Here is a 23,945-nt window from a genome sequence, read left to right on the forward strand (position 1 = left end):
GCGGCGCGGGCCCGGTCAGGCGACCCGGGTGGCGGCGCGTTCGCCGAGCCTGCCGTCGTCCATGGACAGGACGGTGTCCACCTGGTCCAGGGTGGCCAGGTCGTGCGTGACCATGACGGTGGCCAGGTCGTTCTTCCTGGTGAGGTCGGCCAGCAGGGAGACGATCCGCTCGCCCCGGTGGTGGTCGAGCGCGCTGGTGGGCTCGTCCACCAGCAGCACCTCGGGGGAGTTCATCAGGGCGCGGGCGATGTTGACGCGCTGGCGCTCGCCGCCGGACAGCTGGTGCGGGCGTTTGTGCTCCTTGCCGTCCAGATCGACGGCCAGCAGCAGTTCCCGCGCCCGCGGGCCGGCCGCGCGCGGGGACTCGCCGGCCAGGTGCGCCATCACCAGCAGCTGGTCCAGCGCGGTGAGCGAGGGCAGCAGGTTGGCCTGCTGGAACACGATGCCGACGTGGTCGCGGCGGACCCTGGTGCGGGCCGCCTGGCCGGCTCCGGAGACGTCCTGCCCGGCGATGATCACGCTGCCCGTGGCGGGCGTGATCAGGGTGGCGGCGACGGCGAGCAGGCTCGACTTGCCCGAGCCGGACGGGCCGACCACCGCGGCGAACTCGCCCGCCGCGACGGCCAGGCTGACGTGGTCGAGCGCGGTCAGCGTGCGGTCGCCGTCGGGATAGGTCAGGACGATGTCGGTCAGCTCGAGTGTCATCGGGAGGCTCCCAGGGCGGTCAGCGGGTCGACAGAGGTGATCTTGCGGATGGCCAGCGCGGCCCCGGCGGCTCCGAGGACGATGAGCACGGCCACCGGCGCCACGGTGGTGGCCGCCGACAACACGAACGGCACCGTGCCCTCGGCCAGCGCGCCGAGGCCCGCGCCGAGCAGACCGCCCGCGCCCGCGCCGCCCAGCAGCACGATGACCGCCTGGGCGAGCGCGTCCCGCAGCAGGTAGCCCGAGCTCGCGCCCAGGGCCTTCAGCACGGCGACGTCGCCGCGCCGCTGGATCGTCCAGACGGTGAAGAAGGCCCCGATGACCAGGGCCGAGATCGCGAACAGGAACCCGCGCATGAGCTGCAGCGATCCGTTCTCGGAGGAGAACGAGCCGATCGCGGCGGGCGCCTGCGACAGCGGGACCGTCGTGGTGCCGAGCCGCGCGTCGGCCGCGGCCAGGCCGGCCGTGCCGCCGGAGGGCAGCCCGGCGCCGCCGGCGGGCAGCGCCAGGACGGTCGCCACGCTGTCGGCGCCGGCCTGGCGGCCCATCTGCTCCCAGTCGCCGATGCCGAGCCAGACGACGGGCGTGTGGCTGTAGGACGCCTGGCCGCCGACCCCGGAGACGGTGAAGTCCCGGCCCGCGATCCGCACCGTGTCCCCGGCGCCCACCCCGGTGTCGGCGGCGAGCGCCGCGGAGAGGACGACCTTCCCGTCGTCCACCGGCCGCCCCTGGGCGAGGACGCCGCCCGGCTGGACGCCGAAGAGCGCCACCCCCGCGCTCCCGTCGTCGCCGTAGCCGAGCCTCGACATGGACACGCCCAGCCGCTCGGCGGCGTCGCCGGTCGCCCGCCGCCACTCCTGCCAGGTCCGGTCGCTGACGCGGCTGTCGGCGAAGGACGGTTTCCCGCCGCCGGCGAAGACGAGGTGCCCGGCGGGCAGGCCCTCCACGGCCGAGATGTTCTCCCGCGCCAGCCCGGCGGTCAGGCCGGACAACATGGTCACCAGGAGGGTGATGAGGAAGACGACGGCGCCCATGAGAGCGAACCGTCCCTTCGCGAAGCGCAGGTCTCTGAGCGCCACGAACACGGCGCGTCCCCCGTTGCGGTTGAAGGTCACGTTGACGTGCTCCAGCGTGCGCGCCGCCGGAACGGCCGCGCATCGTGCATGCGGTCCGCCCGTAATACTTCTTTCGGACGATTTGTGGCGCAGGGCCGTCGCATACGCTTGGTGAGAGATGTCTGACTATCCGTTCCCGCCTGCCCTCCGCCTGCTGCGCTGGACCGTGCACGGCACGTTCGCGACCCTCCTGGCGATCGCGCTGGCCGGCGTCGCCGGGACCGGACGGCTCGCGCCGACGCTGGGCGGAGCGCTCCTCGGCGCCCTCTACGCGGCGGGCATCACGATCGAGGCGCGGCTGCCGCACTTCGGCGGGCCGACGCACCTGCTGCTGGGCCGGATCTGGCTGGTGCTGACCACGGCCGGGTGGGCGCTGCTCGCCCTGGCCGCGCCGCAGTTCGTCTGGCTGGCCTTCCCGCTCTTCTTCGCCTACCTGCACCTGCTGCCCCTGGCGGTCGCGCTGCCGGGCGTGGCGGCGCTGACCGTCGCGGCCGTGCTGGCCGCCGCCTGGCACGAGGGCCGGCTGACCGCCGCCCTGGTCATCGGCCCGACGATCGGGGCGGCGGTGGCCACCCTGATGGCGATGGTCTACAAAGCGCTGCACGCCGAGAGCGAGCAGCGCCGCCTGCTGATCGACGACCTGGTCCGCACGCGGGGGAGACTGCTCCAGGCGGAGGGCGACGCCGTCCGGCTGGCCGAGCGGGAACGCCTGGCCAGAGAGATCCACGACACCCTGGCACAGGGCATGTCCAGCATCATCCTGCTCCTGCGGGCGGCCCGGCGGGACCTGGCCGACGACCTCCCGGCCGCCGAGCGCCGCATCGCCGAGGCGGCGGACGCGGCCAAGGAGAACCTGGAGGAGGCCAGGAACTTCGTCCGCGGCCTGGCCCCCGCGGCGCTGCGGCACTCGTCGCTGGCCGCCGCGCTGCGCAGGGCCGGCGACTCCGCCGTGGCGGGCACGCCCATCCAGGCGCGCTTCGAGGTGTCCGGCACCCCGGCGCCGCTGCCCGCCGACTACGACGCGACGCTGCTCCGCGTCGCCCAGGGCGCCCTGGGCAACGTCAGCCGCCACTCCGGCGCCGCCCACGCCGGGGTGACCCTCACCTACCTGGACGACGTGGTCATGCTGGACGTCTACGACGACGGCCGGGGGTTCGACCCCGGACGTTCGGCCGGCTTCGGCCTGCGCGCGATGCGCGAACGGGTGAGCGCCCTGGGCGGCAGCCTCACCGTGGAGTCGGCCCCCGGCGAAGGCACGGCCGTCGTCGCGACCCTGCCGCTGCCGCCGCTGGAGGGGCCGTGATCCGGATCGTCCTGGTGGACGACCATCCCGTGGTCCGCTCCGGCCTGCGCGCCATGCTCGCCGGGCAGCCCGACTTCGACCTGGTCGGCGAGGCCGCCACCGGGCAGGAGGGCGTGCGGCTGGCCGCCGCGCTCGCCCCCGACGTCGTGCTGATGGACCTGCAACTGGGGACGGGCATGCACGGCAGCGAGGCGACCCGCCGGATCGTGGCCCTGGACGGTCCCCGCGTCCTGGTGCTCACGACGTTCGACACCGACGCCGACATCGTGGCCGCCATCGAGTCCGGCGCGACCGGCTACCTGCTCAAGGACGCCCCGTCGGAGGACCTGCACGCCGCCGTCCGGTCGGCCGCCGCGGGAGCCAGCGCCCTGGCGCCGAGCGTGGCCGCCCGCCTGCTGGGCCGGGTCAGGGCCCCCGACGCCACGCTCAGCCCGCGCGAGCTGGAGGTGCTCGGGCACGTCGCCGCCGGTCTGTCGAACCGGCAGATCAGCAAGGCGATGTTCCTCAGCGAGACCACGGTCAAGACCCACCTGGCGCACATCTACACCAAGCTGGACGTGGACTCCCGCACGGCGGCCGTCGCGGCGGCCTCGAAGCGGGGCCTCATCCGTTCGCCGTGAGCTCAGGCGGTGACGATGGCGAAGTCCGTTGGACATCGTGGTCCGGTGGCGTTCGTCCAGGTCGGTGAGGTGCCAGTCGATGGCGAAGCGCTCGTTCCAGGCGTCCGGGCCGTTCACCCGGATGGTCAGGGAGTCGAAGATCTGCTCGCTGGACAGCGCGGCGAGCACGTCCGGCGAGGTGGTGTCGGTGGCGCCGGGGGAGGGGCCGTCCTTCAGCTCGGCCGCGCCGGTGAGGTAGAAGTTGCGCCAGGTCGCCCTCCTCGACGTAGCGGCCGGCCAGGGCCACCACGGCCGAGGTGCCGCCGAACGACTCGACGTAGCGGCGGGCCAGCTCGACGGGCGGGTGTTCCCACAGGTGGGCGGGGTTGCCGTCGAACCAGCCGAGGTAGCGCTGGTAGACGGCCTTGACGTTGTGGCTGACCGAGCCGTAGTAGCCGTGGGTGTGCCAGACCTGCTCCAGCGCGGGCGGCACCTGCATGACCTCGGCGATCTCGGGGCCGGTCAGGCCCTGGTTGAGCAGGCGGAGGGTCTGGTCGTGCAGGTAGGCGTACAGGTCGCGCTGCTGGGACAGGAAGGTGACGATGTCGTCCCGGCCCCAGGTGGGCCAGTGGTGGGAGGCGAAGGCGACGTCGGCCCGGTCGGCGAAGAGCTCGACGGCCTCGGTCAGGTAGCGGGCCCACACCCGGGCGTCGCGGACCACCGCGCCGCGCAGGGTGAGCACGTTGTGCAGGTTGTGCGTGGCGTTCTCGGCCAGGCACAGGGCGCGGTGGTCGGGGAAGAGGAAGTTCATCTCGGCGGGGGTCTCGGCGCCCGGCGTGAGCTGGAAGACGACGCGCACGCCGCCGAAGTGGTCGACGTGGCTGTGGGTGTAGACGACCCCGGTGACCGGCCGGTCGCCGCGATGGCCGCGGTAGAGCCCGAGCGCGGCGGCGGCGCACTCGGCGGAGACCAGCGGGTCGATGACGACGACGCCGGTGTCGCCCTCGACCAGGGTCATGTTCGACAGGTCCAGGCCGCGCACCTGGTAGATGCCGTCGGTCACCTCGTACAGGCCCTGCCGGGTGCACAGTTGCGCCTGCCGCCACAGGCTCGGATGGGCGGTCGGCGGGCAGTCGCCGGCCAGGAAGTCGTAGACGTCGTTGTCCCAGACGACCTCGCCCCCGGACGTCCTGACCACGCCGGGGGTCAGCCTGGCGACGAAGCCGCGATCGGCCTGCTCGAAGTCCGCCCGGTCCTGGAAGGGAAGGTCTGCCATGTGAGCGTCCTGCCCTCGGCAGTCTGCGAAGAGGGCAAGGAGAGCCTCAAGAAAGAGCATCTCCGGCGGTGCGGCCGCCGGTCCGAGGAACGTTCCTCTCATGTGTGCTTCTCCGGCCGGCGTGCTGGCATGGGTGCGGAGCGCGGCCGCGGCCGCCGTGATCACCGGCGTCTACTTCGTCGTGCCGCTGCCGACCGAGAAACTCCAGGACGGCTCGCCCGAGCTGCGCGCCCTGGCCTGCCTGGCCGGGGTGATCACGCTGGCCTGGCTGCTGGGGCGGCAGGTGGCGCGCGCGCTGCGGCCCGGACGGTCCCTGGCCGAACAACTGGCGATGCTGCTGACCGTCGTCACCGTCGTGGTGGTCTTCTTCGCGGCGCTGTACTTCCTGATGGCCGCGCAGTTCCACGGCCTGCGCACCCGGGTGGACGCGCTCTACTTCTCGGTGATCACCCTGGGCACGGTCGGCTACGGCGACGTCGTCCCCCTCGGCCAGGGGGCCAAGGCCGTGGTCATCGTGCAGGTGATCTTCGATCTGATCGTCGTGACGTCGGCGCTCGCGCTCATCGTGGGCGTGTGGCGCTCGCACAGGTCGTCATGAGGGCTCCCCCTCCAGGCAGGGGACCGGGGACGCCGTGGCGGCACGGGGGTGCGTGGCCAGGTAGTCCTGGAGCTCGCGGTGCCGGAACTGGTAGGCGATCCCGGAGATCCGCAGCAGCCCGGCGTCGTAGCAGCCGTGCAGGAACCGTCCCAGCCGCCACGGCAGCCGGCCCCGCGTGGCCAGCAGGAGCCCCAGGTAGCGGCGGGCCAGCAGCGGCGACCAGGACGCCACCAGGGACATGCCGAACACCGCGCCCACCGCGGCCGCCGCGACGACCGGGATCCCCGCCAGCAGCTTCACGAACCAGATGCCCAGCATGAACCCGAATCCGGGGCCGAAGGTGAGCGCGGCCACGAGCGTCGAGACGACGTCGTTGCGGATGACCGTCCTGGGGTCGATGCCGTCCCAGGAGCCGGCGTATCCGCGCTGGACGTCTCTGCCGCTCGCCATCCCCACGCCGACCAGGAGGCCGAAGACGATCGGCGCCCACAGCGGCAGGGCGGCGCCGAACTCCATGATGACCGCCGCGCTCGTCAGGCAGCCGTACAGGGCGGCCAGCACGCCGTCCACGACGCTCCGCCTGCGGCTCTGCCCGCCGCGGGACCGGAGCAGGCCGTCCTCGTCCGCCGCGGACCACGCCTGCCGATAGGCCGTGACCGGTTCGGTCAGCAGGCGCACCGCCACCGTGCCGGGCAGCAGGAGCAGGGCGACGGCCATCACCGTCGCGCCCGAGATCCGGCCGTCCACGATCTCCACCCGCGAGAACACCGCGACGGCGGCGACGACGACGGCGGCGACCCCGGGAAGGCAGGTCGCCAGCGCCACCAGCGCGCCGAAGAACCGCGCCCGGTCGCCCGCCAGCGGCCACAACCGGTGCAGCACGAGGTCCGTGCCGGACAACACGCGCCCGTGGAGCGGCGGCCGGCCGGTGTTCGCGCGCAGATGAGCGGCCAGGACGGTCAGGTAGGCGTGCGTGCGCCCGGCGTCCGGCCCCTTGCCCGCCGGGTCCGCCGCGGCCAGGCGGGCGGGGATGAACAGGCCGAGGAGATGCTCCCGTGCGGACCGCTGGTCGGCGAAGCGCGTGAGGGCCTCGGGCGAGCGCACGTGGCGCCCGGTGACCGGGTCGCGTTGCTCGTAGACGCTGACCGCCAGGGTCAGCCGCCACGGCGTGCTCAGCGCCTCGGCCAGGACATGGCCGTCGCGGGTCAGCGCGTCGAGGACCGGCCGCCAGCGGTCGGGGTCCTCCTGGTCGGTGACGGCCTGGATGAAACGCCACGCCTGGTCGCCGGCCACCTTCCCCACGTCGACCCGGACGATCCCGCGGGGGACGGCCCGGTCGGCGGCCAGGGCGTCGTACTGGTCGGTGCGGCAGGTCAGGACCATGCTGCAGCGGTCAAGCCCGTGCTCGTAGTCCTCCAGGGCGCGCAGCGCCCGCGCGGCCCGCGACCCGTAGCCCGGCTCGTCGGTCTCGTCCATCTCGTCGAGCCCGTCCACGACGGGCAGGATGCGCTCCGCCGCCACGAGCGTGCGCGCGGTCACCGGCTTCAGGCCGTACGCGGCGGTCAGGTGCCGGGCGAGCATGTCCCGCACCGGCACGTCGGGATCCAGGCTCGCCGCGGAGATCCGCACCGGGACGCGGTCCTCGGGCCGCCGGCCGTCGAGCAGCCGGAGGATCAGCTCGATGGCGAGGACGGTCTTGCCCGAGCCCGCCACCCCGGTGATCACCAGCCGCCCCGGCCCGCCCAGCTCGCGGAAGTAGGCGGCCACCTGCTTCAGGTTGCCGGCCGGCGGCGCGGAGACGGCGCCGCCGGTGGGGTGGAAGGAGAAGCCGACGTCGATGACGGCGTCGCTGCCCTTGCCGCCCAGCAGCTGTGCCCGCTGGGCCCGCTCCTCGGCCAGCACCCGCCCGGCCAGCAGCGTGGCGGCCGCCTGCACGTCGGTGTCGGCCAGCCGCTGCGCCTGCCACCAGGAGATCGCGGCGATGCCCGTCCCGGCCAGCCCCAGCCCGGCGCCGACCGGGTCGACGTCGCCGGGATAGAGCGTCCACAGCCGCAGCGCGGCGGCCGCCAGCATGACCATCCCGGCCGCCACGCCCGCCCAGAACCACCATGTCTTCGTCCGCCGGCTCACGATCCCAGCATTTCGAAGCGGGCGCCCGTCGCGTGCGGGGAACGCGACAAAGATCCTCTTCATCCCGTACCGGCTCGCGGCCCGTGCAACCCCGCGGGCGGCACGTGCGAAACACAGGTATGTGGAACGCACACCGGACCGGCAGGCGACGGGCGCGGCCCTGAGATCGGCCCTGAGATCGGCCCTGAGATCGGCCCTGAGATCGGCGCTGCGGCCGGGCCGCGCGCTCGGCGTACTGTCGGTGCTGGCGATGATGGGCTGCCAGGTGGCGTCCGGGCTGGCCGCGCGGCCCGAGCGGCTCACCGGGGTGATCGTCGTGCTGCTGGCGGCGTGCGCCGCGGCCTTCGCCGCGGACGCCTGGGGCGCGGCCAGGGCGGCGGCCGCCTTCGCCGGGGCGGCGCTGACCGGGTACGCGGCCGAGCTGGCGGGGCTGCTCACCGGGTTCCCGTTCGGCTCCTACGGCTACAGCGACGCGCTGTGGCCGCAGGTGGCCGGGGTCCCCGTGGTGGTGGTGCTGGCGTGGGGCGGCATGGGGCTGGCGGCCCACGCGGTGGCGGTCGCTCTCGTGCCGTCCGGCGGGGTGGCCCGGGTGTGCGCGGGCGCGGGCGCGCTGACGGCGTGGGACCTGTTCCTCGACCCCCAGATGGTCCGGCTCGGCCTGTGGACCTGGGCGCGGGAGGGCTTCTACCGCGGTGTGCCGCTGAGCAACTTCGCCGGCTGGCTGCTGGTGTCGGCGCTGGTCATGGTGGTGGTCGGGCGGATCGTCCGCCCCGGCGCCCCGGCGCGCGGGCTGCTGGCGCTCTACACGGTCATGGCGGTGATGGAGACGGTGGGCTTCGCGGCGGTGTTCCAGCCGCCGGACCTGCTGGTCGCCGCCGCCGGAGGGATCACGATGGGCGCGTTCGCCGCGCCGGCATGGAGGCGGTCATGGCCGAGGTGACGGTGATCGGCGGCGGCATGGGCGGCATGGCGTGCGCGCTGCTGCTGGCCCGCCAGGGTCACGAGGTGCGGCTGTACGAGCAGTTGCCGCGGCTGGGCGGCAAGCTGGCCGAGCATCGCCGTGACGGTTTCACCTTCTCCCTCGGCCCGTCGCTGCTCACCATGCCGCGCGTGCTGCGCGAGCTCGGGCTGGACCGCGAGCTGGTCGAGCCCGCGCTGCTGTGCCGGTACCGCTTCGCCGACGGCACCGTCCTGGACGCCCACCGCGACCCGGCGCGCATGGCCGCCGAGGTCGAGCGGCTGGCGCCGGGCGAGGGCCGGGCCTGGACGGCCTTCCACCACTGGGCGCAGGGCTGCCTGCGGGCGGCGGAGCGGACCGTGTTCGCCGGGCCGCCGATCCGGCGCCAGGGAAGGCCGCGGCTGTCGGACCTGACCGCGGTGGCCCCCGCTCGCACCCTGGCCGGGCTGGCCCGGCGCCACTTCCGTGACCCCCGCCTCCGCCAGTACGTCGGCCGCTACGCCACGTACGCCGGATCGAGCCCGTACCGGGCGCCGGCGGCGCTGGGCTGCGTCCCGGCGCTGGAGCACGGGCAGGGCGTCTGGTACGCGCCCGGCGGTCTGGCCCGCCTGGCCGACGACCTGACGCTGCTGCTGAAGGCCGCCGGGGTGGAGATCTTCCTGTCCGAGCCCGTCGCCGCCGTCGAGGCCGACGCGTCCCAGGTCACCGGGGTGCGGCTGGCGAGCGGGCGCAGGGTGCGGGCCGACGTCGTGGTGGCCGGCACCGACGCCGCCGCCCTGTACGGCCGCCTGTCGCCGGACCGGCGGCGGCTGCGCCGGATCGCCCGGCTCGGCACCTCCTCCTCGGCCTTCCTGCTGCTGGCCGGGGTGGAGGGCCGCACGCCGGGGCTGCCGCACCATTCGGTGCTGTTCTCGGCCGACTACGAGCGCGAGTTCGCCGACATCTTCGACCGGGGCCGTCCGCCGCTCGACCCGACGGTCTACGTCGGCTGCTCGGCGGTGGACGACGCCTCCCAGGCCCCTGCCGGGGCGGAGAACTGGACGATGCTGGTCAACGTGCCGGCCCGGGATCCGGCCCGGTGGGGGATCGGGGTCGAGGCGTACCGGGACCTGGTGCTGGAGCGGCTGGCCGGGCGCGGCTGCGACCTGGCCGGCCGGTTGCGCTTCGTCGACGTCCTCACCCCCGCGGACCTGCGGGACCGGTACGGCTCCTGGGGCGGCGCGATCTACGGCAGCGCCTACCGGGGCAGGCTGGCGTCCTTCGCCCGCCCGGGCAACCGGGGGCCGAGACGCGGGCTGTACCTGGTGGGCGGCTCGGCCCATCCCGGCGGGGGCCTGCCGATGGTGACGCTGGGCGCCCGCATCGTCGCCGGCCTGGTGTCCCAGGACCTCGCGGGCGGTCCGCGATGAGGGCGCTGAGCGTCGCGCAGGGCGTGGCGGCGGCCGTCGTCGTGGCCCGGCTGGCGCGGGGGCGGCGGCGGCTGCCCGCGCTGCGGGCCCGTCCGGTCGCGGGCGAGGCGGTCTCCGTGGTGATCCCCGCCCGTGACGAGGAGGCCAGGATCGGCCCGTGCCTGCGCGCCGCGCTGGCCGCTCCGGGCGTCCGCGAGGTGATCGTCGTGGACGACGGCTCCCGGGACGGCACGGCGAGGCTGGCGGCGGCGCTGGGCGCCACCGTCGTCACCGCCGATCCGCTGCCGCCCGGCTGGGTCGGCAAGCAGTGGGCGCTGCGGCAGGGGGTGGCCGCCGCCCGCGCCGGGGTGGTGGTCACGCTGGACGCCGACGTCCGGCCCGCGCCCGGCCTGTTCGGGGCGCTGGCCGCGGCCCTGGACAGCTACGACCTGGTCAGCGCGGGCCCCCGGTTCGTCTGCGACGGCGTCCTGGAGCAGGCCCTGCACGCCTCCATGCTGGCGACGCTGGTCTACCGCTTCGGCCCCGTCGGCCCGCCGAGCCCGCCGCCGCCGCACCGGGTGATCGCCAACGGCCAGTGCATGGCCTTCCGGCGCTCCCGGATGACCGAGGCGGACGGCTTCGCGCTCGTCCGCGACCGGATGACCGACGACGTGGCGCTGGCCCGCCGCCTGGCCGCACAGGGCTGGTCGGTGGGCTTCCTGGACGCCGGCGGCCTGCTGGAGGTCGACATGCACGACTCGGCGGGTGAGTTGTGGCGGGAGTGGGGCCGTTCGCTGCCGCTGGCCGACGTGACCGGCCCCGGCCGGCAGGCGGCCGACCTGGCGGTCATCTGGCTGACGATGGCGCTGCCCGTGCTGCGGCTGGCCGCGGGCCGCCCGACCGGCCTGGACCTGGCGCTGCTGGGGCTGCGGCTGTCCCTGACGGCGGCGTTGCGGGGCAGCTACCGGCGGCCCGGGGCGAGCCTGCCGCTGTCGCCGCTGCTGGACCCGGCCGCCGCGGTCCGCCTGACGCAGGCCACCGTACGGCCGGTGCGCAGCTGGCGTGGCCGCACCTACGGCGACGCCGGGCTCGCCATCGACGGCGAGGCCGGCGGCGGCGTCAGCGGGGGGACGAGCGGCGGCGGCCGGCCAGCGCGGCCTGCCCGAAACGCAGCCCGATGAGGCACATCAGCCCCCCGGTGGCCGCCACCAGCTCGGCCGGCATGAACAGCAGCTGCAGCAGCGGCACCCCGAACACCGCCAGGCGCGCGCCCGCCGCGAACGACCGCGTCGCCAGCGCCGCCAGCGTCAGCGCCGCCACGGCCAGCCCGAACGCCGGCGGGCAGATGACCGCGACCCCGCCGGCGAAGGTGAGCACGCACCGGCCGCCCCGGAAGCCGGCGAACAGCGGCCACGCGTGCCCCGCCATGGCCGCCGCCACCGCCAGGTACACCGGCGCCACGCTCGCCCCCGACACCACGCCGAAGGCGGCGGTGTGGCCGCCGCCGATCGCCAGCGCGACCAGTGCGGCCAGAGCGCCCTTCAGCGTGTCTCCGGCGAACACCGGCACGCCCGCCCACCGCCCGAGCTGCTCCTTGACGTTCCAGTACCCCGGGTTGCGGTCCCCGACGTCGCGCGGATCGACGCCGTGCGCCCGCGCTGTCAGGACCGCGACCGGCACCGACCCCAGCAGGTAGCCGATGACGACCGACCCGAGCACCTCAACCATCGCGTCGTTCCACCTCGTCCGGTACGGCGGCAGGGGGGCGATGAAGCACATGGCCTTCGACCGGCCGCTGCTGCGCCGCCCCGGCGGCCCGCTCTTCTGGCGGCTGCTCGGCACCGGCCGGGGACGCTCGATGTCGCTGGGCGCCGACCTGCGGCGCTGGGCCCTGTTCGCCGTCTGGCGGCGGGAGAGCGACCTGGCGGAGTTCCTGCGCGACTCGCCGATCGCCGCCCGCTGGCGGACGGAGGCCGCGGAGTACTGGCAGACCCGGCTGGCCCCGCTCGCCTCGCGCGGCGCGTGGGGCCGGCGTGACCCGTTCGGCGGCGTGCCGGCCCGCGACGACGGCGGGCCCGGCCCGGTGGCGGTGCTCACCAGGGCCTCCGTCCGGCCCGGCCGGCTGGTCGCCTTCTACCGGTCGGTCCCGCCGGTCGAGGAGCTGCTGGGGCGGCAGGACGGCTGCCTGGCCTCGGTCGGCATGGGGGAGTGGCCGCTCGCCCGGCAGGCCACCTTCTCGCTGTGGCGGGACCGGCGGGCCGTACGGGACTTCGCCTACCGGGGCCAGGCCCACCGGCGGGTCATCGAGCAGGTACGGGCCCGCGACTGGTACGCCGAAGAGCTGTTCGCCCGCTTCGTCCCCTATGCCAGCGAGGGCCGCTGGGACGGGCGCGACCCGCTGAGCTGACCCCCTCATCCCGCCGCCGTGACGGCTGCCGCCGCGATCCCGGCCGCCGGATCCCGCTCCGCCAGCGTGTGGGCCACCACGCAGGCGCGGGCGATCGTGGCCGCCCGCGAGGAGCCGTGCGCGACCACGACGGTGCCGCGCAGGCCGAGCAGGACGGCGCCGCCGTGCGTCTGCGGGTCGTAGCGGCGCGCCACCTCGGCGAGCCGGTCGGGGGCGGCGATGCCGGCGTCGGCCACCATGGTCAGCGCCGTGCGCACGCAGCCCTCGACGTTCTTGAGCACGACGTTGCCGGTGAAGCCGTCGGTGACGATCACGTCCACCGTGCCGGCCAGGACGTCGTGCCCCTCGACGGGGCCGTGGAAGCGCACCGGCAGCGCGCTCAGCAGCTCTTCGGCCTCCCGGGCCAGCCGGTTGCCCTTGCCCGGCTCCGCCGCGATCGACAGCAGCCCCACCACCGGGTCGGCCACGCCGAGCACGGCCCGCGCGTACCCCACGCCGAGCAGCGCGAACTGGGCCAGCATGGCGGGGCGGGGATCGGTGATCGCGCCGGCGTCCACCAGCACGCTCGCCCCGCCCGGCAGCGACGGGAGCGCCACGGCCAGGGCGGGCCGCAGCACGCCGGTAGCCCGGCCGATGCCGCGCACCGCGCAGGCGACCACCGCGCCGGTGGCCCCGGCCGACACCAGCGCCCCGCCCTCGCCCCGTCCGACCAGGTCGCAGCCGATCGCCAGGCTGGAGGCGGCCAGCGCGGTCGCGCCCGCTCCCCGCTCGGTCATGGGCACGGCGTCCTCGGCGTGGGCCACCGCGATCTCGTCCGCGGCGCCGTGCCGCCGCAGCTCCTCGGCCAGCCGCGGCGCCGGGCCGACGAGGACGACGGGCACGCCGTGCTCGCGGCAGGCCAGCACCGCGCCCGCGACCACCTCGGCGGGCCCGTGGTCGCCGCCCATCGCGTCCAGCACCACGGGGGCCGCGCCGGTCACGGCAGCTCCACGCGGACGCGCCGCTCGGCCCGGCCCGACTCCGCGGAGGCCAGCAGGTGCCGGGCGAAGACGGCGGCCTTGCGGCGGCGCGGTACCCGAACCCGACCGGCCAGGACGTCGAAGCCGCGCCGCTCGATCTCGGCCAGGATGCCGCCGTACAGCTCGAAGGCGGCGCGCACGCACGGCCGCGAGGAGGCGACGAGCAGGCCGATGCCCTCGTCGGCGGCCCGGTAGTGCTCGCGGGCCCGCCCGGCCTCGAAGGCCAGCAGGTCGCGCACCGCCCGCCGGGTCCGCCGCTCGCCCAGCATGCCGGGCACGACGCCGAACTTGTCCAGGTCCTCCATCGGCAGGTAGACGCGGCCGCGGGCGAAGTCCTCGGCGACGTCGCGCAGGAAGTTGGTGAGCTGGAAGGCCAGCCCGAGCTGGCGGGCCGGCTCGCGGGCCGCCTCCTCGTGGCCGGGCGCCGGCTCCAGCACCGGCAGCATCATCGTGCCGATCGCGGCGGCCGATCCCGACATGTACCCCAGCAGGTCGTCGTAGGTCGTGTACCGGCGCACGGACAGGTCGGCGCGCATCGAGGCGAGGAAGGCGCGGACGTCGCCGTGCTCGATGCCGAAGGAGTGCACGGTGTGCAGGAACGCGGGCAGCATCGGATCGCCGGTCGCCGCCCCGGCCAGCCCGGCCTCGACCTTGGCGGCCAGGTCGTCGAGCGCGCGGGCGCGGTCGCCGGTCATGGTGAAGGAGTCGACGATCTCGTCGGCGTAGCGGGCGAAGCCGTACAGGGCGTGCACGTGCCGGCGTTTCCACTGCGGCAGCAGGCGGGTGGCCAGGTAGTAGGAGCGGCCGTAGCGGGCGTGGAGTTGTCGGCAGCGTTCGTAGCTGGCGGTGAGCGTCAACGGGCCTCCTTCAAGATGCGCTCGGCGGCGAGCCGGCCGGAGATCAGCACCGGGGGGATCCCGACGCCGGGCGCGGTGTACATGCCGGCGAAGTGCAGTCCCGGCACCCGCCGGGCGACGGCCGAGGGCCGCAGCCACGCCGTCTGGGTGAAGCGGTGGTCCAGCGCGAACGGGGTGCCCGCGCTGTGCCCGCGCGCCGCCCAGGCGGGCGGGTCGAGCACCAGCCGGGGCGCGCCGGACAGGTCGCCGTGGCCGAGCGCGGCCAGGCGGCCGAGCAGCCGCTCCTCCAGCTCCGGCCGCAACCGCTCCCAGTCGGCGGTCCGCAGGTTGGGCGCGGGTTCCAGGACGCTGAGCGTGGCCTGCCCGAGGGGCGCCGCCTCGCCGTCCGGTTCGGGATGGGTGATCAGCAGGCTGGGATCGGGTTGCGGACGGCCGGCCGCCAGCGCCGTGAAGGTCTCCTCCCAGACGCGCCCGAAGTGCAGGGTGTGGTGGGCCTGGCCGTCGAGGGGACGGTCCAGGCCGACGTGCAGCACCAGGCAGGAGGGGGAGTGGTGGGGGCGGCGCAGCCGCCAGTCGGCCGCCGGGCCGGGCAGCAGCCGCCGGGCGGCCAGGCGGTCGCAGGCCACGACCACCTGCCGCGCCGTGAGCCGCTCGCCGCCCGCCAGCAGCACCCCGGTGACGCCGTCGGAGTCCGTCTCGACCTGGTCGGCGCGGACGCCGTAGCGGATGTCGCCGCCCAGCTTCGCCAGCAGGGCCGCCATGGCCGAGGGGATGGCGTGCATGCCGCCGCGCCGCGGGAAGTACACGCCGCCGACGGTGTCCATGTGGGCGATGACGGCGTAGATGCCGAGCGCGCGCTGCGGCGCGAGCCCCACGTAGAGGGACTGGAAGGTGTGCGCCTTGATCAGCCGGGGGTCGCGCAGGTGGCGGGCGGCCAGGCGGTCCAGCCGGCGGAAGCCGCCCAGCCGGGCCAGCCGGAGCAGCGCGGCCGGCCGGGCCAGGGCGCGCAGCCGGCTCACGTCCGCGTCGATGAACGCCGGCCATTCCACCCGGAACAGCTCGTCGAGCAGCGCCCGGTAGCGGTCGTAGCGCGCCGCCTCGGCGGGCCCGCACACCGTCCGCACCTGCTCGGCCATTGCCTCGCGCTCGGGCAGGACGTCCAGCCGCGACCCGTCGTCGAAGACCATCCGGTACGACGGGTCCAGGCGGCGCAACGGCAGCCAGTGCCGCAGCTCCTGCCCGGCCGCGCCGAACACCTCCGCGAGCACGCCCGGCATGGTCAGCACCGAGGGTCCGGTGTCGAAGCGGAACGGCCCGAGGCGGGCGGTGCCGCAGCAGCCCCCGGGCTCGTCGAGGGCCTCGACCACGGTGACCTGATGCCCGGCGGCCGCCAGGTGGACGGCCGCGGCCAGCCCGCCCAGCCCGGCCCCGACGACGACAACCGGGCTCATCGGGCGGCCGTCCCACGCACGTGCCCGGCCTGCGAGGTCACCGTGTCCATGCACGCAGCTCCTTCTGTCGCTATGAACTGCTTTCGTGCCGGGAGCGCGCCCGGTTGCACGTCACCGGACAACGGGATCAAGCCGGACGCGCCCAGCCATGCGCCCAAGCACCCCGCAAGCGCGAAAAGATAGTCGGACACGTCGAGCGGCAGCGGGAACACCATGGACGAGGACACACCGGTCAGCGAGGACGCGGGATTCGGCATCGGAGCCGTCTCCCGGCGTCTCGGCATCCCCGCGCCGACCCTGCGCACCTGGAACCTGCGCTACGGCCTGGGCCCCAGCCGCCGCAGCCCCGGCGGCCACCGCCGCTACGGCGCCGCCGACGTGCGGCGGCTGGCCGAGATGAAACGCCTGATCGCCACCGGTCTGGTGCCGGCCGAGGCGGCCCGGCTCGCCCTCGCCCTGCCCGACACCCCTGCCGCGCCGCCGTCCGGCGCCCGGACGACGCCCGTCCCCTCCGGCGGCCTGCGGACGCCGCAGCCTCCCGGCGGGCGGCCCGCGCGGCTGCAGGTCGTCGCCGCGCTGGCCCGCGCCGCGATCATGCTCGACGGCCGCGCCGTCGCCGCCCTGGTCGAGGAGACGCTGGCCGCGCAGGGCGTGGTGTGGACGTGGGAGCACCTCTTCCTGCCCGCGCTCGACGCCGTCTGCCGGGGCCAGGACGCGACCGGGTCCGGCATCGACGCCGAGCACCTGCTGTCCGGCCACCTCCAGGCGGCGCTGCACCGGCTCGCCGGCGACGTGCCGCCGCAGTCCGACCGGCCGGACCGGCCGGTGGTCCTGGCGTGTGCCGAGGAGGAGCAGCACAGCCTTCCGGTGCACGCGCTGGCCGCCGCGCTCGCCGAACGCGGCGTGCAGACCCGCGTGCTCGGCGCCCGCACCCCCTACGCGGCGCTGGCGCACGCGATGCGGCGGCTCGGTCCCGCGGCCGTGTTCGTCTGGTCGCAGCGGGCGGAGACCGGCGACACCGCTCCGCTCGCCGCCCTGCCCGAGGTGCGTCCGGCCTGCCGGATCGTCATCGGCGGGCGCGGCTGGCAGGGCCGGGCCCCGGCGGGCGTCGTCAGGGTGTCGACGCTGCCTGACGCCGTCGCATGCGTCATGTCGACCTTGATTTGAGCCGCCCTTTCCCCCGATGAGCTTGTGACCGCCCGCCGCGCCTCGGTATGAATAAGTTTTGAATAGGTTTTTGCGGTGAGGGGCAGGCGCATGGACACCAGTGACGAGGAAGCGCTCGGCGAGTGCTACCGCACGCACGCTGCCTCCGTGCGCGCCTACCTGCGCCGGTTCGTACCCGCCCAGGAGGTGGAGGACCTGCTGCAGGTCGTCTTCGCCGACGTCTGGCGCTCGCGCGGACGGTACGACCCCGGGCGCAGCCAGGCCGCGTGGGTCTTCGCCATCGCCCACCGCCGCGCCGTCGACCATCTGCGGGTGCGGCGGTTGCTGACCGTGCCGCTGCAGGAGGCGGGCGATCTGCCCGGACGCGCCCGGCCGGCGCCCGACGCGCTCGGCGACCGCGACCAGATCGACCGCGCGCTCGCCGAACTGTCGGACGCCCAGCGGCAGGCCATCGAACTGGCCTACTTCGCCGACCTGACCCAGCGGGAGATCGCCGACCACCTGCGCGTGCCCATCGGCACCGTCAAGGCCCGCATCTCCCGCGGGCTGCACCGGCTCTCGGACCTCCTGGCCGGAACGGCCTGAGCCGAGGATGTATACGGCGTAAACGGCCATAGTTTACTCTGTATACATGCGAGCACCGGGGAAGGCGTGGAACGTCGACCGCGCCCGTTACGACCGTCTCGTCCGCGACTTCCTCTCCCCGGACGCCTCCCGGACCTGAGCCCGTGTGACGGGAGGATCGGCCGTGGTCAGCGGCCCGTCGTCAGCGTGACCTTGCCGCGGACGAGACCGCGCTCGGCCTCCCGGTGCACGTCGGCCAGCGCCTCCAGCGGTCGGACGGCCGCCGCGTACCGGGTCAGCCGTTGGCCTCCAGCAGGCGGGTGCCGAGTGAGGTCAGGTGGTGGTGGACGGCCCGGCCGTTGCGGCGGGTGGCGATCAGCCCGGCGTTGCGCAGCACGGTGACGTGCTCGGAGGCGGTGGACGCGCTGATCCTGAGCCGCCCGGCCAGCTCGTCCGTACGGCAGCCGTGCCCGCCGACGGCCCGCATCACCCGCGCCCGCGCCCGCCCGACCAGCGCGGCGAGCGTGTCGAAGGCCGGTGACGGCAGCACCTGCCGGCCGCCGTCGGGCATCGGGACCGTGAGCACCGAGCTGCGCCGGTCCCGGGTGGTCGCGATGCCCAGGTAGCGGGGCGAGGCGCCGGAGATCGGATGCAGCAGCAGGCCGCGTCCGCCGAGATCGACGGTGATCGGCGGCCCGCCCGCGACGACCATGCCGCCGCCGTCCCAGGACAGCCGCGGGCTGAGGGTGCTGAGCGCGGAGCCGAGCCCGATCCGCGCCACCGTCTCCTGGTAGGCGGCCAGGCGCGCTTCGAGCCGGCGGCGCATGCCGGGCCATTCCGGGGCGAGGAAACGGTGGAAGAGCACGTACATGCTGTCGGCCAGGGCCCGGCGGAACCGCGCCGGATCCATGTCCAGGTCGGGCCGTCCCGGCACCCCGCTGAAGCGCCACAGGTCGCCGCCGAACTCGCGCTCCTCGGGCGGGGTGTCCAGGGCGGCGAGCGCGTCGAGCTCGTCGGAGAGCGCCGCGGTCTCGATCGGCGGGGCCACCTCGGAGGTGACCAGCCCCTCGTGCAGGGTGACGCGGGAGGCACCGCGGTTGAGGATGTCGAGCAGCGGCAACGTCCGGCGCGGCACGGTCCTGGCGATGTCCCGCCAGATCGAGCCCTTCTCGGTCAGGTCGGGATGGTGGACGCTGAAGGCCGCGAAGATCGCGTGGGTCAGGGGCGAGACCACGAACCGGGTGGCCGCGAGGTCGCCCACCTGGAAGTTCAGACGCATGCGCCAATCGTCGCCCGATGATCCATTTCAAGCAATCGTCCGGTTGACGGGGAGCTCTTCGGCGGCGACGGCAGGCCCAAGCGCCACGAGCTCGGGCGACGTCGCCACCGTCGACACCGCCACCGTGTTCGGCCCGCCGTCGCAGGGGCCGCCGAACTAGGCCGGCTCGTCCTGGTCGCGATCCTCCGCCGGGGCGATCTGCAGGGGCGCCGTGGCCTCGCCGGTGAGCACGCGCCCCGGGCCCAGGACGTGGCCGAGCTGCCTGGCCAGCAGCGGGACGGTCGCCGGCGGCAGGTACGCGTCCGCGCCGGCGTCGAGCAGCCGCCGGACCGGGCCGTGGTACCGGACGCCGAGCTCCGGGTCCTCGATCTCGGTGACGACCACGCGGGCCTTCGGGAACATCGACCGGAGCCCGGCGATCAGCTGCGGGCTTCCGGCGGGCACCAGCAGCACGTCGGCCGTCGCCGGGGCGGCGTGCATGTCGAGCACCACGTAGTCGGCCCCGAGCCGGTCGGACAGGGCGACCCGTGCGGCGTTCGACAACTCCATCGCGGTGGCCACGACCGTCACGCCGTCGTGGCCGACCGGCGGCGGATCGGCGGGCTCGTCCGGCGCCGCGCGGCCGACGACGGCGCCCTGGACCACGTCGACGGTGCTGGAGATCGTCGCGATCGACGCGCCGTCACGCGTGAGGACCAGGCTCTCGCCGGGTTCCAGGGCGTCAATGAGCGCCACGACGTCCTCGGGCAGGCGGGCCACGTCGATCCGCGGCGCCGGACGGGCGGCGCGTGCGCGCCTCACCATGCCCGCGCCCCCGAGGCGCCGCCCGAGCGGATCACCATCCGGGCCCCCTTCCGATGCCGTGATCTTGTTGGACGCCCCCGCCCGGCCCTTGGTTCGGGCCGCGTCGAAGTTTCACCGGATCTAGAGCCCGAAGGCGCCGCCCTCGACGAGGATGAGCAGGCCCAGCCCGATCAGGACCACGGGCAGCAGGACGTGCCCCCACCGGCTCAGGGCGCGCGCGACCAGGGGACGGGCGGCGAAGAACCGTCCGGCCGCGCACCACACGCCGACCAGGACGAGGAACACGACGACGTACCCGGCGGTGGCGCCGGGACCGGAGGTGGCGAAGACCGGCACGTACACGCCGATGTTGTCGCCGCCGTTGGCGAAGGTGACCGCGGCGACCTCCAGCGTCCTCGGGCCGCCGGGCGGGTCGGCGTCCGGTTCGCCGTCGTCGCCGTCGCGGCGGCTCCGCCACGCCTGCCAGGCGGCCTTGACGCCCAGGGCGAGGGGCAGCAGCCCGAGGTACGGGATCAACGACCCGGGCAGGAAGGTCGCCCCGAAGCCCGCCGCCACGGCCACCGCCACGAGGGCGAGGAACCCCAGGTACTGGCCCGCCACGACCCGGACGGCGACGCCCCGCCTGCCCGCGCCCTGGGCGAAGAACAACGCCAGGATCAGGATGTCGTCGATGTTGGTGACGGCGAACAGCCCCGCGGCCTGCCCGACGATGCCCAGATTCACCAGAGAGGGTCCTTCTGTCCGGAGATGCCCGGATGACCCTATCGGGGCGCAGACGGGCCTGAGAGCCGTCGAGGCCGGCGTCCCACACCGGGCGGGTTCGGCCGAGATGCTGTTGGACACCGTGCCGGCGCGGCTTCGCTGTCGTCCACCGGACGCGGCCGGGCGGGCACGCCCGATGCGCCCCGGAGCGCGTCGGCCGCTTCCGCCGACCCCGATCGAAGGAGACCACCATGCGCGCACGCAGCGCACTCACCACCGCCGCGCTCGCCGCCGCCCTGACGCTGCCCGGCGGGCCGGCGCACGCCGGGCCGGACGCCCACCCGCGGGCGGCGGCGGACGGCCCCTGCCGGGCGGAGCAGACCCACCGCGTCGGCGGCACGGTCATCAGGTACGAGCAGTTCGGGGCGCGGTCCGTCTGCCTGCCCGGCACCTACCAGCACTGGCACCAGGTGCACATCCGCTGCGGGATCGAGCCGGAGCGCCCCGGGCCCATGGTGGGAGGAACGTCCGTCTCGGAGGAGTGGTGCCCCAAGAACACCCTGCTCCAGGACTACTGGGTCACCCAAGGCCCGCAGGAGGGCTGACCGGCGAGGGCGCGGGCAGGCCGTGCCTCCGCCGCGCCCAGGCCGGGGCCCACGTCCCGGCCTGGGGCTCGGCCGCCGCGGCGGCGAGGTGGGCGCGCAGGGTGGCCAGCGCCGGGTGCGGGTTGTCGCGGCGCCACAGGAGCGAGTGGGGGTAGACGGGCGTGGGGCCGGTCACCGGGATGCGGCGCAGCCCGTGACCGGCGGGCCAGACGAGCCGGGTCCGGTCACCCATGAACGTGGCCAGGGCCGGGGTGTCGGCGATGGTGTCGAGGAGCACGTCGGAGCCGAAGTTGGGGCCGGTCGCCTCGATGGTGAGGCCGAACTCGGCGGCCAGGTCGTCGTAGAAGGCGGTCCACTCCGTGCCGGGGGCGAGGCCGGGCATCCAGATCCGGTGTCCGGCGAGCCGGCCGAGGGTCACCGAGCGGGCGTCGGCCAGCGCGTGGCCGGGGCCGGTGAGGAGCTGGAGGGCCTCGTCGACCACCCAGGCGGACTCGACGTCGTCAGGAAGGGGCCGGCCGGGCATGGCGACGGCGCGGAAGGAGGCGTCGATCGTGCCGGACCGGATGGCGGAGACGGCCGCGTCGATGTCGAACAACATCACCACGTCGAGGTCGATGCCGGGGTGGGCGTGATGGAAGCCGCGCATCAGGCTCGACCCCACGCCGCGCGAGGCCAGCACGTCGACCCGCAGCGGACGGCTGCCCGCCCGTACGGACGCGACCGCCCGCTCGGCGACCCGCAGCAGCTCGCGGGCGTGCGGCAGGAACGCCTGCCCGTCGATGGTGAGCTTCGTGCCGCGCGGGGTGCGGGTGAACAGCCGCACCCCGAGGTCGCGTTCCAGGGCGGCGATGCGCTTGGAGACGGCCTGCTGGGTGACCGCCAGGTCGGCGGCGGCCTCCTGGAACTGCCCCGCCTCGGCGGCGGCGACGAAGGTCCGGACGATGTCGAGGTCCATACGCACACCTTACGGACACAACCACTGGTTGTGCAGATCGGGGCATCCAGTTGTTTGATCTCCTGGTCACCGGCACGATTGCATGCTCCCGATCGCATATCGGTTGTACGGGCGAAGGACGAGGAGCGTCGGACATGAGGGAAGGGCACCGGCTGGGCCGCCGGTTCGGATGGTTGTGGGCGGCGTACGGCACCAGCGCGCTCGGCACGTGGCTCGCCTTCGGCGCGTTCCCGCTGATCGCCGTCCAGGTGCTGCACGCCGGGCCGGCGGAGGTCGCGGCGTTGTCGGCGGTGGGCGCGGCGGTGGGCGCGGCCGTGGCGGTGCCGCTCGGCCCGTGGGTGGAGTTCCGCCGCAAGCGGCCCGTGCTGATCGCGGCGGACCTCGTGCGGTTCGCGGCGCTGCTGACGATCCCCGCCGCGTTCGCGCTCGGCGTGCTCACCTTCGTCCAGCTGCTGCTGGTCTCGGTCGTGGTGGCGGCGGCCGACATCACCTTCCGCGCCGCCTCCGGGGCGTACCTCAAGACGTTGCTGCCGGGCGAGCACCTGCTCGTCGCGAACGCCCGCCTGGAGTCCACGACCTGGACGACCACGATCGTCGGGCCGCCGCTGGGCGGCGCCGCGATCGCGCTGCTCGGCCCGGTCGCGACGGTGGTGGCCGACGCGGTCAGCTACCTGCTGTCGGCCCTGGGCGTCCGCGCGGCGGGCGGCGCCGAGCCGCGCCCCGGACGACGGGATCCCGCCCGCATGCGCGCCGGCGACCTGCTCGACGGCTGGCGCTACATCCTGGCCGACGCCGCGCTGCGCCCGCTGTTCCTCAACACCGCCCTGTTCAACGGGCTGCTGATGGCCGCCGACGCGCTGCTGGCCGTCCTGATGCTCGGCCGGCTGGGGTTCGCCTCGTGGCAGTACGGTCTCGCCTTCGCCGTGCCCGCGATCGGCGGGCTGCTCGGGGCGCGGCTGGCCCGTCCGCTGGTCACCCGGTTCGGGCAGCACCGCGTCCTGGTCGTGACCGGGACGCTGCGCGCGGTGTGGCCGGTCGGGCTGGCCTTCGTGGGGCCGGGCACCGGCGGGCTGCTGCTGGTGATGGGCGTCGAACTCGGGCTCATCCTCTGCTGCGGCGTCTTCAACCCCGTCTCGGCCACCTACCGCCTCGAACGCACCGCGAACGACCGGATCACCCGCACGCTGTCGGCCTGGTCGGTGACGACCAAGGCGTCGACCGCGCTGCTGACGGCCGCATGGGGGGTGCTGGGCGCGCTGCTCGGCCCCCGCACGGCCATCGGCCTGGCCGGCGTGCTCCTGCTGGCGACCCCGCTGCTGCTTCCCCGGCGCGCCGCCGCGGCCCGTCCCGAGCCGGTGCCGGCGTCCCACGCCTGAATCCCCCTCATCACCAAGGAGATAACGATGACCGTCACGTCCCCCGAGCTCGACCCCCGCACGACCGCGCTGCTCGTCCTGGACCTCCAGCAGGGCGTGCTCGCCTCGCTGCCCGGTCCGGAGGAGCAGGAGGCGCTGCTGTCCCGGGTGGCCGGCGCCGCCGCCGGCCTGCGCGCGCACGGCGCCGCCGTCGTCCACGTGCGGCTCGGCTTCACCGAGGCCGACTGGGCGGCGATCCCGGCCGCCAACCCGACGTTCTCGCTCATCGGGCGCGGACGCCTGCTGCACCACGCGGATCCCGGCACGGACTTCCACCCGCGGGTCGCGCCCGAGCCCGGGGACCTGGTCGTCCGCAAGACCCGGGTCGGCGCGCTGTCCACGACGGACCTCGACCGGCGGTTGCGGGAGCGCGGGATCACCACGCTGGTCGTCGCCGGGCTCACCACCGGCGGGGCCGTCCTGTCCACCGTCGCCGACGCCGCCGACCGCGACTACCGGCTGCACGTGCTGTCGGACGGGGTCGCCGACCCGGACCCGCACCTCCACCGGACGCTGATGGGCGGCGTGTTCCCGAGAACGGCCCACGTCGTCGACACCGCCGGGCTGCTGTCGCTCCTGCGCGCAAGCCGATAGCCGCGAACGTTCGATTTCACTTTCGTATCGCGGGCGGGCCGAATTACCCGCGCC

23 protein-coding genes and 1 pseudogene are annotated in these 23,945 nt (G+C 75.2%); 12 read left to right on the forward strand and 12 right to left on the reverse strand.

What is annotated here, in order from left to right; translation table 11 throughout:
- Positions 1–15: 15 nt before the first annotated feature.
- Together AB0J76_RS13755 and AB0J76_RS13760 are read right to left on the reverse strand one after the other, a co-directional pair.
- Positions 16–705, reverse strand: coding sequence for an ABC transporter ATP-binding protein (locus AB0J76_RS13755; RefSeq protein ID WP_352323720.1), 690 nt, complete (start codon positions 703–705; stop codon positions 16–18).
- Positions 702–1,790 carry an ABC transporter permease gene (locus AB0J76_RS13760; RefSeq protein WP_352323736.1) on the reverse strand — a complete coding sequence of 363 codons (1,089 nt, stop codon included), beginning with the start codon at positions 1,788–1,790 and terminating at the stop codon, positions 702–704. Before AB0J76_RS13760 ends, AB0J76_RS13755 begins: the two co-directional genes overlap by 4 nt.
- Positions 1,791–1,938: 148 nt before the next feature.
- Between AB0J76_RS13760 and AB0J76_RS13765 the strand changes: the two genes are divergently transcribed.
- Positions 1,939–3,123, forward strand: coding sequence for a sensor histidine kinase (locus tag AB0J76_RS13765; RefSeq protein ID WP_352323719.1), 1,185 nt, complete (start codon positions 1,939–1,941; stop codon positions 3,121–3,123).
- Positions 3,120–3,743 (forward strand): response regulator transcription factor, encoded by a 624-nt coding sequence (locus AB0J76_RS13770; RefSeq protein WP_352323735.1) that lies wholly within the window; start codon positions 3,120–3,122, stop codon positions 3,741–3,743. The genes AB0J76_RS13765 and AB0J76_RS13770 overlap by 4 nt, the downstream gene beginning before the upstream one ends.
- Positions 3,744–3,767: 24 nt before the next feature.
- On the opposite strand, the pseudogene AB0J76_RS13775 reads toward AB0J76_RS13770, so the two are convergent.
- Positions 3,768–4,998: pseudogene (locus AB0J76_RS13775) on the reverse strand (alkyl sulfatase dimerization domain-containing protein); the annotation flags it as partial.
- 100 nt (positions 4,999–5,098) lie between these two features.
- Here AB0J76_RS13775 and AB0J76_RS13780 point away from each other — a divergent pair.
- On the forward strand, positions 5,099–5,596 hold the full coding sequence (locus AB0J76_RS13780; protein ID WP_352323718.1) for a potassium channel family protein: 498 nt from the start codon (positions 5,099–5,101) through the stop codon (positions 5,594–5,596).
- On the opposite strand, the gene AB0J76_RS13785 is transcribed toward AB0J76_RS13780, so the two are convergent.
- Positions 5,591–7,726, reverse strand: coding sequence for an NACHT domain-containing protein (locus AB0J76_RS13785; protein WP_352323717.1), 2,136 nt, complete (start codon positions 7,724–7,726; stop codon positions 5,591–5,593). The genes AB0J76_RS13780 and AB0J76_RS13785 overlap by 6 nt on opposite strands.
- A 121-nt stretch (positions 7,727–7,847) precedes the next feature.
- On the opposite strand from AB0J76_RS13785, the gene AB0J76_RS13790 reads away from it, so the two are divergent.
- The 3 genes from AB0J76_RS13790 to AB0J76_RS13800 are packed head-to-tail and all read left to right on the forward strand — an operon-like array spanning position 7,848 to position 11,253.
- Positions 7,848–8,666 (forward strand): carotenoid biosynthesis protein, encoded by an 819-nt coding sequence (locus AB0J76_RS13790; RefSeq protein ID WP_352323715.1) that lies wholly within the window; start codon positions 7,848–7,850, stop codon positions 8,664–8,666.
- Positions 8,654–10,093: a phytoene desaturase family protein gene (gene crtI / locus AB0J76_RS13795; RefSeq protein WP_352323714.1), complete on the forward strand. Its 1,440-nt coding sequence runs from the start codon at positions 8,654–8,656 to the stop codon at positions 10,091–10,093. The genes AB0J76_RS13790 and crtI (AB0J76_RS13795) overlap by 13 nt, the downstream gene beginning before the upstream one ends.
- The gene (locus AB0J76_RS13800; RefSeq protein ID WP_352323713.1) at positions 10,090–11,253 is read left to right on the forward strand and encodes a glycosyltransferase family 2 protein; all 1,164 of its coding nucleotides are present in this window, start codon (positions 10,090–10,092) and stop codon (positions 11,251–11,253) included. Before crtI (AB0J76_RS13795) ends, AB0J76_RS13800 begins: the two co-directional genes overlap by 4 nt.
- On the opposite strand, the gene AB0J76_RS13805 is transcribed toward AB0J76_RS13800, so the two are convergent.
- Entirely contained in the window at positions 11,192–11,800 is a 609-nt protein-coding gene (locus AB0J76_RS13805; RefSeq protein WP_352323712.1) for a glycerol-3-phosphate acyltransferase, read from the reverse strand. The genes AB0J76_RS13800 and AB0J76_RS13805 overlap by 62 nt on opposite strands.
- Here AB0J76_RS13805 and AB0J76_RS13810 point away from each other — a divergent pair.
- Positions 11,772–12,479 carry a spheroidene monooxygenase gene (locus AB0J76_RS13810; protein WP_364389553.1) on the forward strand — a complete coding sequence of 236 codons (708 nt, stop codon included), beginning with the start codon at positions 11,772–11,774 and terminating at the stop codon, positions 12,477–12,479. The genes AB0J76_RS13805 and AB0J76_RS13810 overlap by 29 nt on opposite strands.
- Positions 12,480–12,484: 5 nt before the next feature.
- Here the strand turns inward: AB0J76_RS13810 and AB0J76_RS13815 are convergent, their stop codons facing one another.
- Genes AB0J76_RS13815 through crtI (AB0J76_RS13825) form a run of 3 tightly spaced genes read right to left on the reverse strand, consistent with a single transcriptional unit; the run spans position 12,485 to position 15,806 of the window.
- Positions 12,485–13,459 (reverse strand): phosphate acyltransferase PlsX, encoded by a 975-nt coding sequence (locus AB0J76_RS13815; protein ID WP_352330512.1) that lies wholly within the window; start codon positions 13,457–13,459, stop codon positions 12,485–12,487.
- Positions 13,456–14,355, reverse strand: a complete 900-nt coding sequence (locus tag AB0J76_RS13820) for a phytoene/squalene synthase family protein (protein ID WP_352330510.1) — start codon at positions 14,353–14,355, stop codon at positions 13,456–13,458. Before AB0J76_RS13820 ends, AB0J76_RS13815 begins: the two co-directional genes overlap by 4 nt.
- Positions 14,352–15,806, reverse strand: a complete 1,455-nt coding sequence (crtI, locus tag AB0J76_RS13825) for a phytoene desaturase family protein (RefSeq protein ID WP_352330508.1) — start codon at positions 15,804–15,806, stop codon at positions 14,352–14,354. Before crtI (AB0J76_RS13825) ends, AB0J76_RS13820 begins: the two co-directional genes overlap by 4 nt.
- 213 nt (positions 15,807–16,019) lie before the next feature.
- Between crtI (AB0J76_RS13825) and AB0J76_RS13830 the strand changes: the two genes are divergently transcribed.
- Positions 16,020–16,973, forward strand: coding sequence for a MerR family transcriptional regulator (locus AB0J76_RS13830; RefSeq protein ID WP_364389556.1), 954 nt, complete (start codon positions 16,020–16,022; stop codon positions 16,971–16,973).
- 90 nt (positions 16,974–17,063) lie between these two features.
- Positions 17,064–17,558, forward strand: coding sequence for a sigma-70 family RNA polymerase sigma factor (locus AB0J76_RS13835; protein WP_352326341.1), 495 nt, complete (start codon positions 17,064–17,066; stop codon positions 17,556–17,558).
- Between the two features lie 274 nt (positions 17,559–17,832).
- On the opposite strand, the gene AB0J76_RS13840 is transcribed toward AB0J76_RS13835, so the two are convergent.
- From AB0J76_RS13840 to AB0J76_RS13850, 3 genes are all read right to left on the reverse strand, one after another.
- Positions 17,833–18,816, reverse strand: a complete 984-nt coding sequence (locus AB0J76_RS13840; RefSeq protein ID WP_352326340.1) for a hypothetical protein — start codon at positions 18,814–18,816, stop codon at positions 17,833–17,835.
- A 156-nt stretch (positions 18,817–18,972) separates the two neighbouring features.
- Positions 18,973–19,620: a hypothetical protein gene (locus tag AB0J76_RS13845; protein WP_352326338.1), complete on the reverse strand. Its 648-nt coding sequence runs from the start codon at positions 19,618–19,620 to the stop codon at positions 18,973–18,975.
- Between the two features lie 120 nt (positions 19,621–19,740).
- Positions 19,741–20,343, reverse strand: coding sequence for a cadmium resistance transporter (locus tag AB0J76_RS13850; RefSeq protein ID WP_352326336.1), 603 nt, complete (start codon positions 20,341–20,343; stop codon positions 19,741–19,743).
- A 230-nt stretch (positions 20,344–20,573) separates the two neighbouring features.
- Here AB0J76_RS13850 and AB0J76_RS13855 point away from each other — a divergent pair, with 230 nt between their 5' ends.
- Entirely contained in the window at positions 20,574–20,927 is a 354-nt protein-coding gene (locus AB0J76_RS13855; RefSeq protein WP_352326335.1) for a hypothetical protein, read from the forward strand.
- Here AB0J76_RS13855 and AB0J76_RS13860 read toward each other — a convergent pair.
- Positions 20,902–21,882 carry a LysR family transcriptional regulator gene (locus AB0J76_RS13860; protein ID WP_352326333.1) on the reverse strand — a complete coding sequence of 327 codons (981 nt, stop codon included), beginning with the start codon at positions 21,880–21,882 and terminating at the stop codon, positions 20,902–20,904. The genes AB0J76_RS13855 and AB0J76_RS13860 overlap by 26 nt on opposite strands.
- Positions 21,883–22,016: 134 nt before the next feature.
- On the opposite strand from AB0J76_RS13860, the gene AB0J76_RS13865 reads away from it, so the two are divergent.
- Together AB0J76_RS13865 and AB0J76_RS13870 are read left to right on the forward strand one after the other, a co-directional pair.
- A complete protein-coding gene (locus AB0J76_RS13865; protein ID WP_352326332.1) occupies positions 22,017–23,258 on the forward strand; it encodes an MFS transporter in 1,242 nt (413 codons plus the stop codon).
- Between the two features lie 27 nt (positions 23,259–23,285).
- Positions 23,286–23,891 (forward strand): cysteine hydrolase, encoded by a 606-nt coding sequence (locus AB0J76_RS13870; protein WP_352326331.1) that lies wholly within the window; start codon positions 23,286–23,288, stop codon positions 23,889–23,891.
- The last annotated feature ends 54 nt before the right edge of the window (positions 23,892–23,945 follow it).

Source organism: Nonomuraea sp. NPDC049624, from assembly GCF_040675255.1.
Classification (GTDB): domain Bacteria; phylum Actinomycetota; class Actinomycetes; order Streptosporangiales; family Streptosporangiaceae; genus Nonomuraea.

Bases quoted from the DNA above. Each gene is read 5' to 3' on its own strand.
- AB0J76_RS13755 (WP_352323720.1), bottom strand. From the start codon at position 705: ATGACACTCGAGCTGACCGACATCGTCCTGACCTATCCCGACGGCGAC.
- AB0J76_RS13805 (WP_352323712.1), bottom strand. From the start codon at position 11,800: ATGGTTGAGGTGCTCGGGTCGGTCGTCATCGGCTACCTGCTGGGGTCG.
- AB0J76_RS13840 (WP_352326340.1), bottom strand. From the start codon at position 18,816: ATGCGTCTGAACTTCCAGGTGGGCGACCTCGCGGCCACCCGGTTCGTG.
- AB0J76_RS13845 (WP_352326338.1), bottom strand. From the start codon at position 19,620: ATGGTGAGGCGCGCACGCGCCGCCCGTCCGGCGCCGCGGATCGACGTG.
- AB0J76_RS13865 (WP_352326332.1), top strand. From the start codon at position 22,017: ATGAGGGAAGGGCACCGGCTGGGCCGCCGGTTCGGATGGTTGTGGGCG.
- AB0J76_RS13855 (WP_352326335.1), top strand. From the start codon at position 20,574: ATGCGCGCACGCAGCGCACTCACCACCGCCGCGCTCGCCGCCGCCCTG.
- AB0J76_RS13765 (WP_352323719.1), top strand. From the start codon at position 1,939: ATGTCTGACTATCCGTTCCCGCCTGCCCTCCGCCTGCTGCGCTGGACC.
- AB0J76_RS13835 (WP_352326341.1), top strand. From the start codon at position 17,064: ATGGACACCAGTGACGAGGAAGCGCTCGGCGAGTGCTACCGCACGCAC.
- AB0J76_RS13870 (WP_352326331.1), top strand. From the start codon at position 23,286: ATGACCGTCACGTCCCCCGAGCTCGACCCCCGCACGACCGCGCTGCTC.
- AB0J76_RS13800 (WP_352323713.1), top strand. From the start codon at position 10,090: ATGAGGGCGCTGAGCGTCGCGCAGGGCGTGGCGGCGGCCGTCGTCGTG.
- AB0J76_RS13810 (WP_364389553.1), top strand. From the start codon at position 11,772: ATGACGACCGACCCGAGCACCTCAACCATCGCGTCGTTCCACCTCGTC.
- AB0J76_RS13830 (WP_364389556.1), top strand. From the start codon at position 16,020: ATGGACGAGGACACACCGGTCAGCGAGGACGCGGGATTCGGCATCGGA.
- crtI (WP_352323714.1), top strand. From the start codon at position 8,654: ATGGCCGAGGTGACGGTGATCGGCGGCGGCATGGGCGGCATGGCGTGC.
- crtI (WP_352330508.1), bottom strand. From the start codon at position 15,806: ATGAGCCCGGTTGTCGTCGTCGGGGCCGGGCTGGGCGGGCTGGCCGCG.
- AB0J76_RS13780 (WP_352323718.1), top strand. From the start codon at position 5,099: ATGTGTGCTTCTCCGGCCGGCGTGCTGGCATGGGTGCGGAGCGCGGCC.
- AB0J76_RS13860 (WP_352326333.1), bottom strand. From the start codon at position 21,882: ATGGACCTCGACATCGTCCGGACCTTCGTCGCCGCCGCCGAGGCGGGG.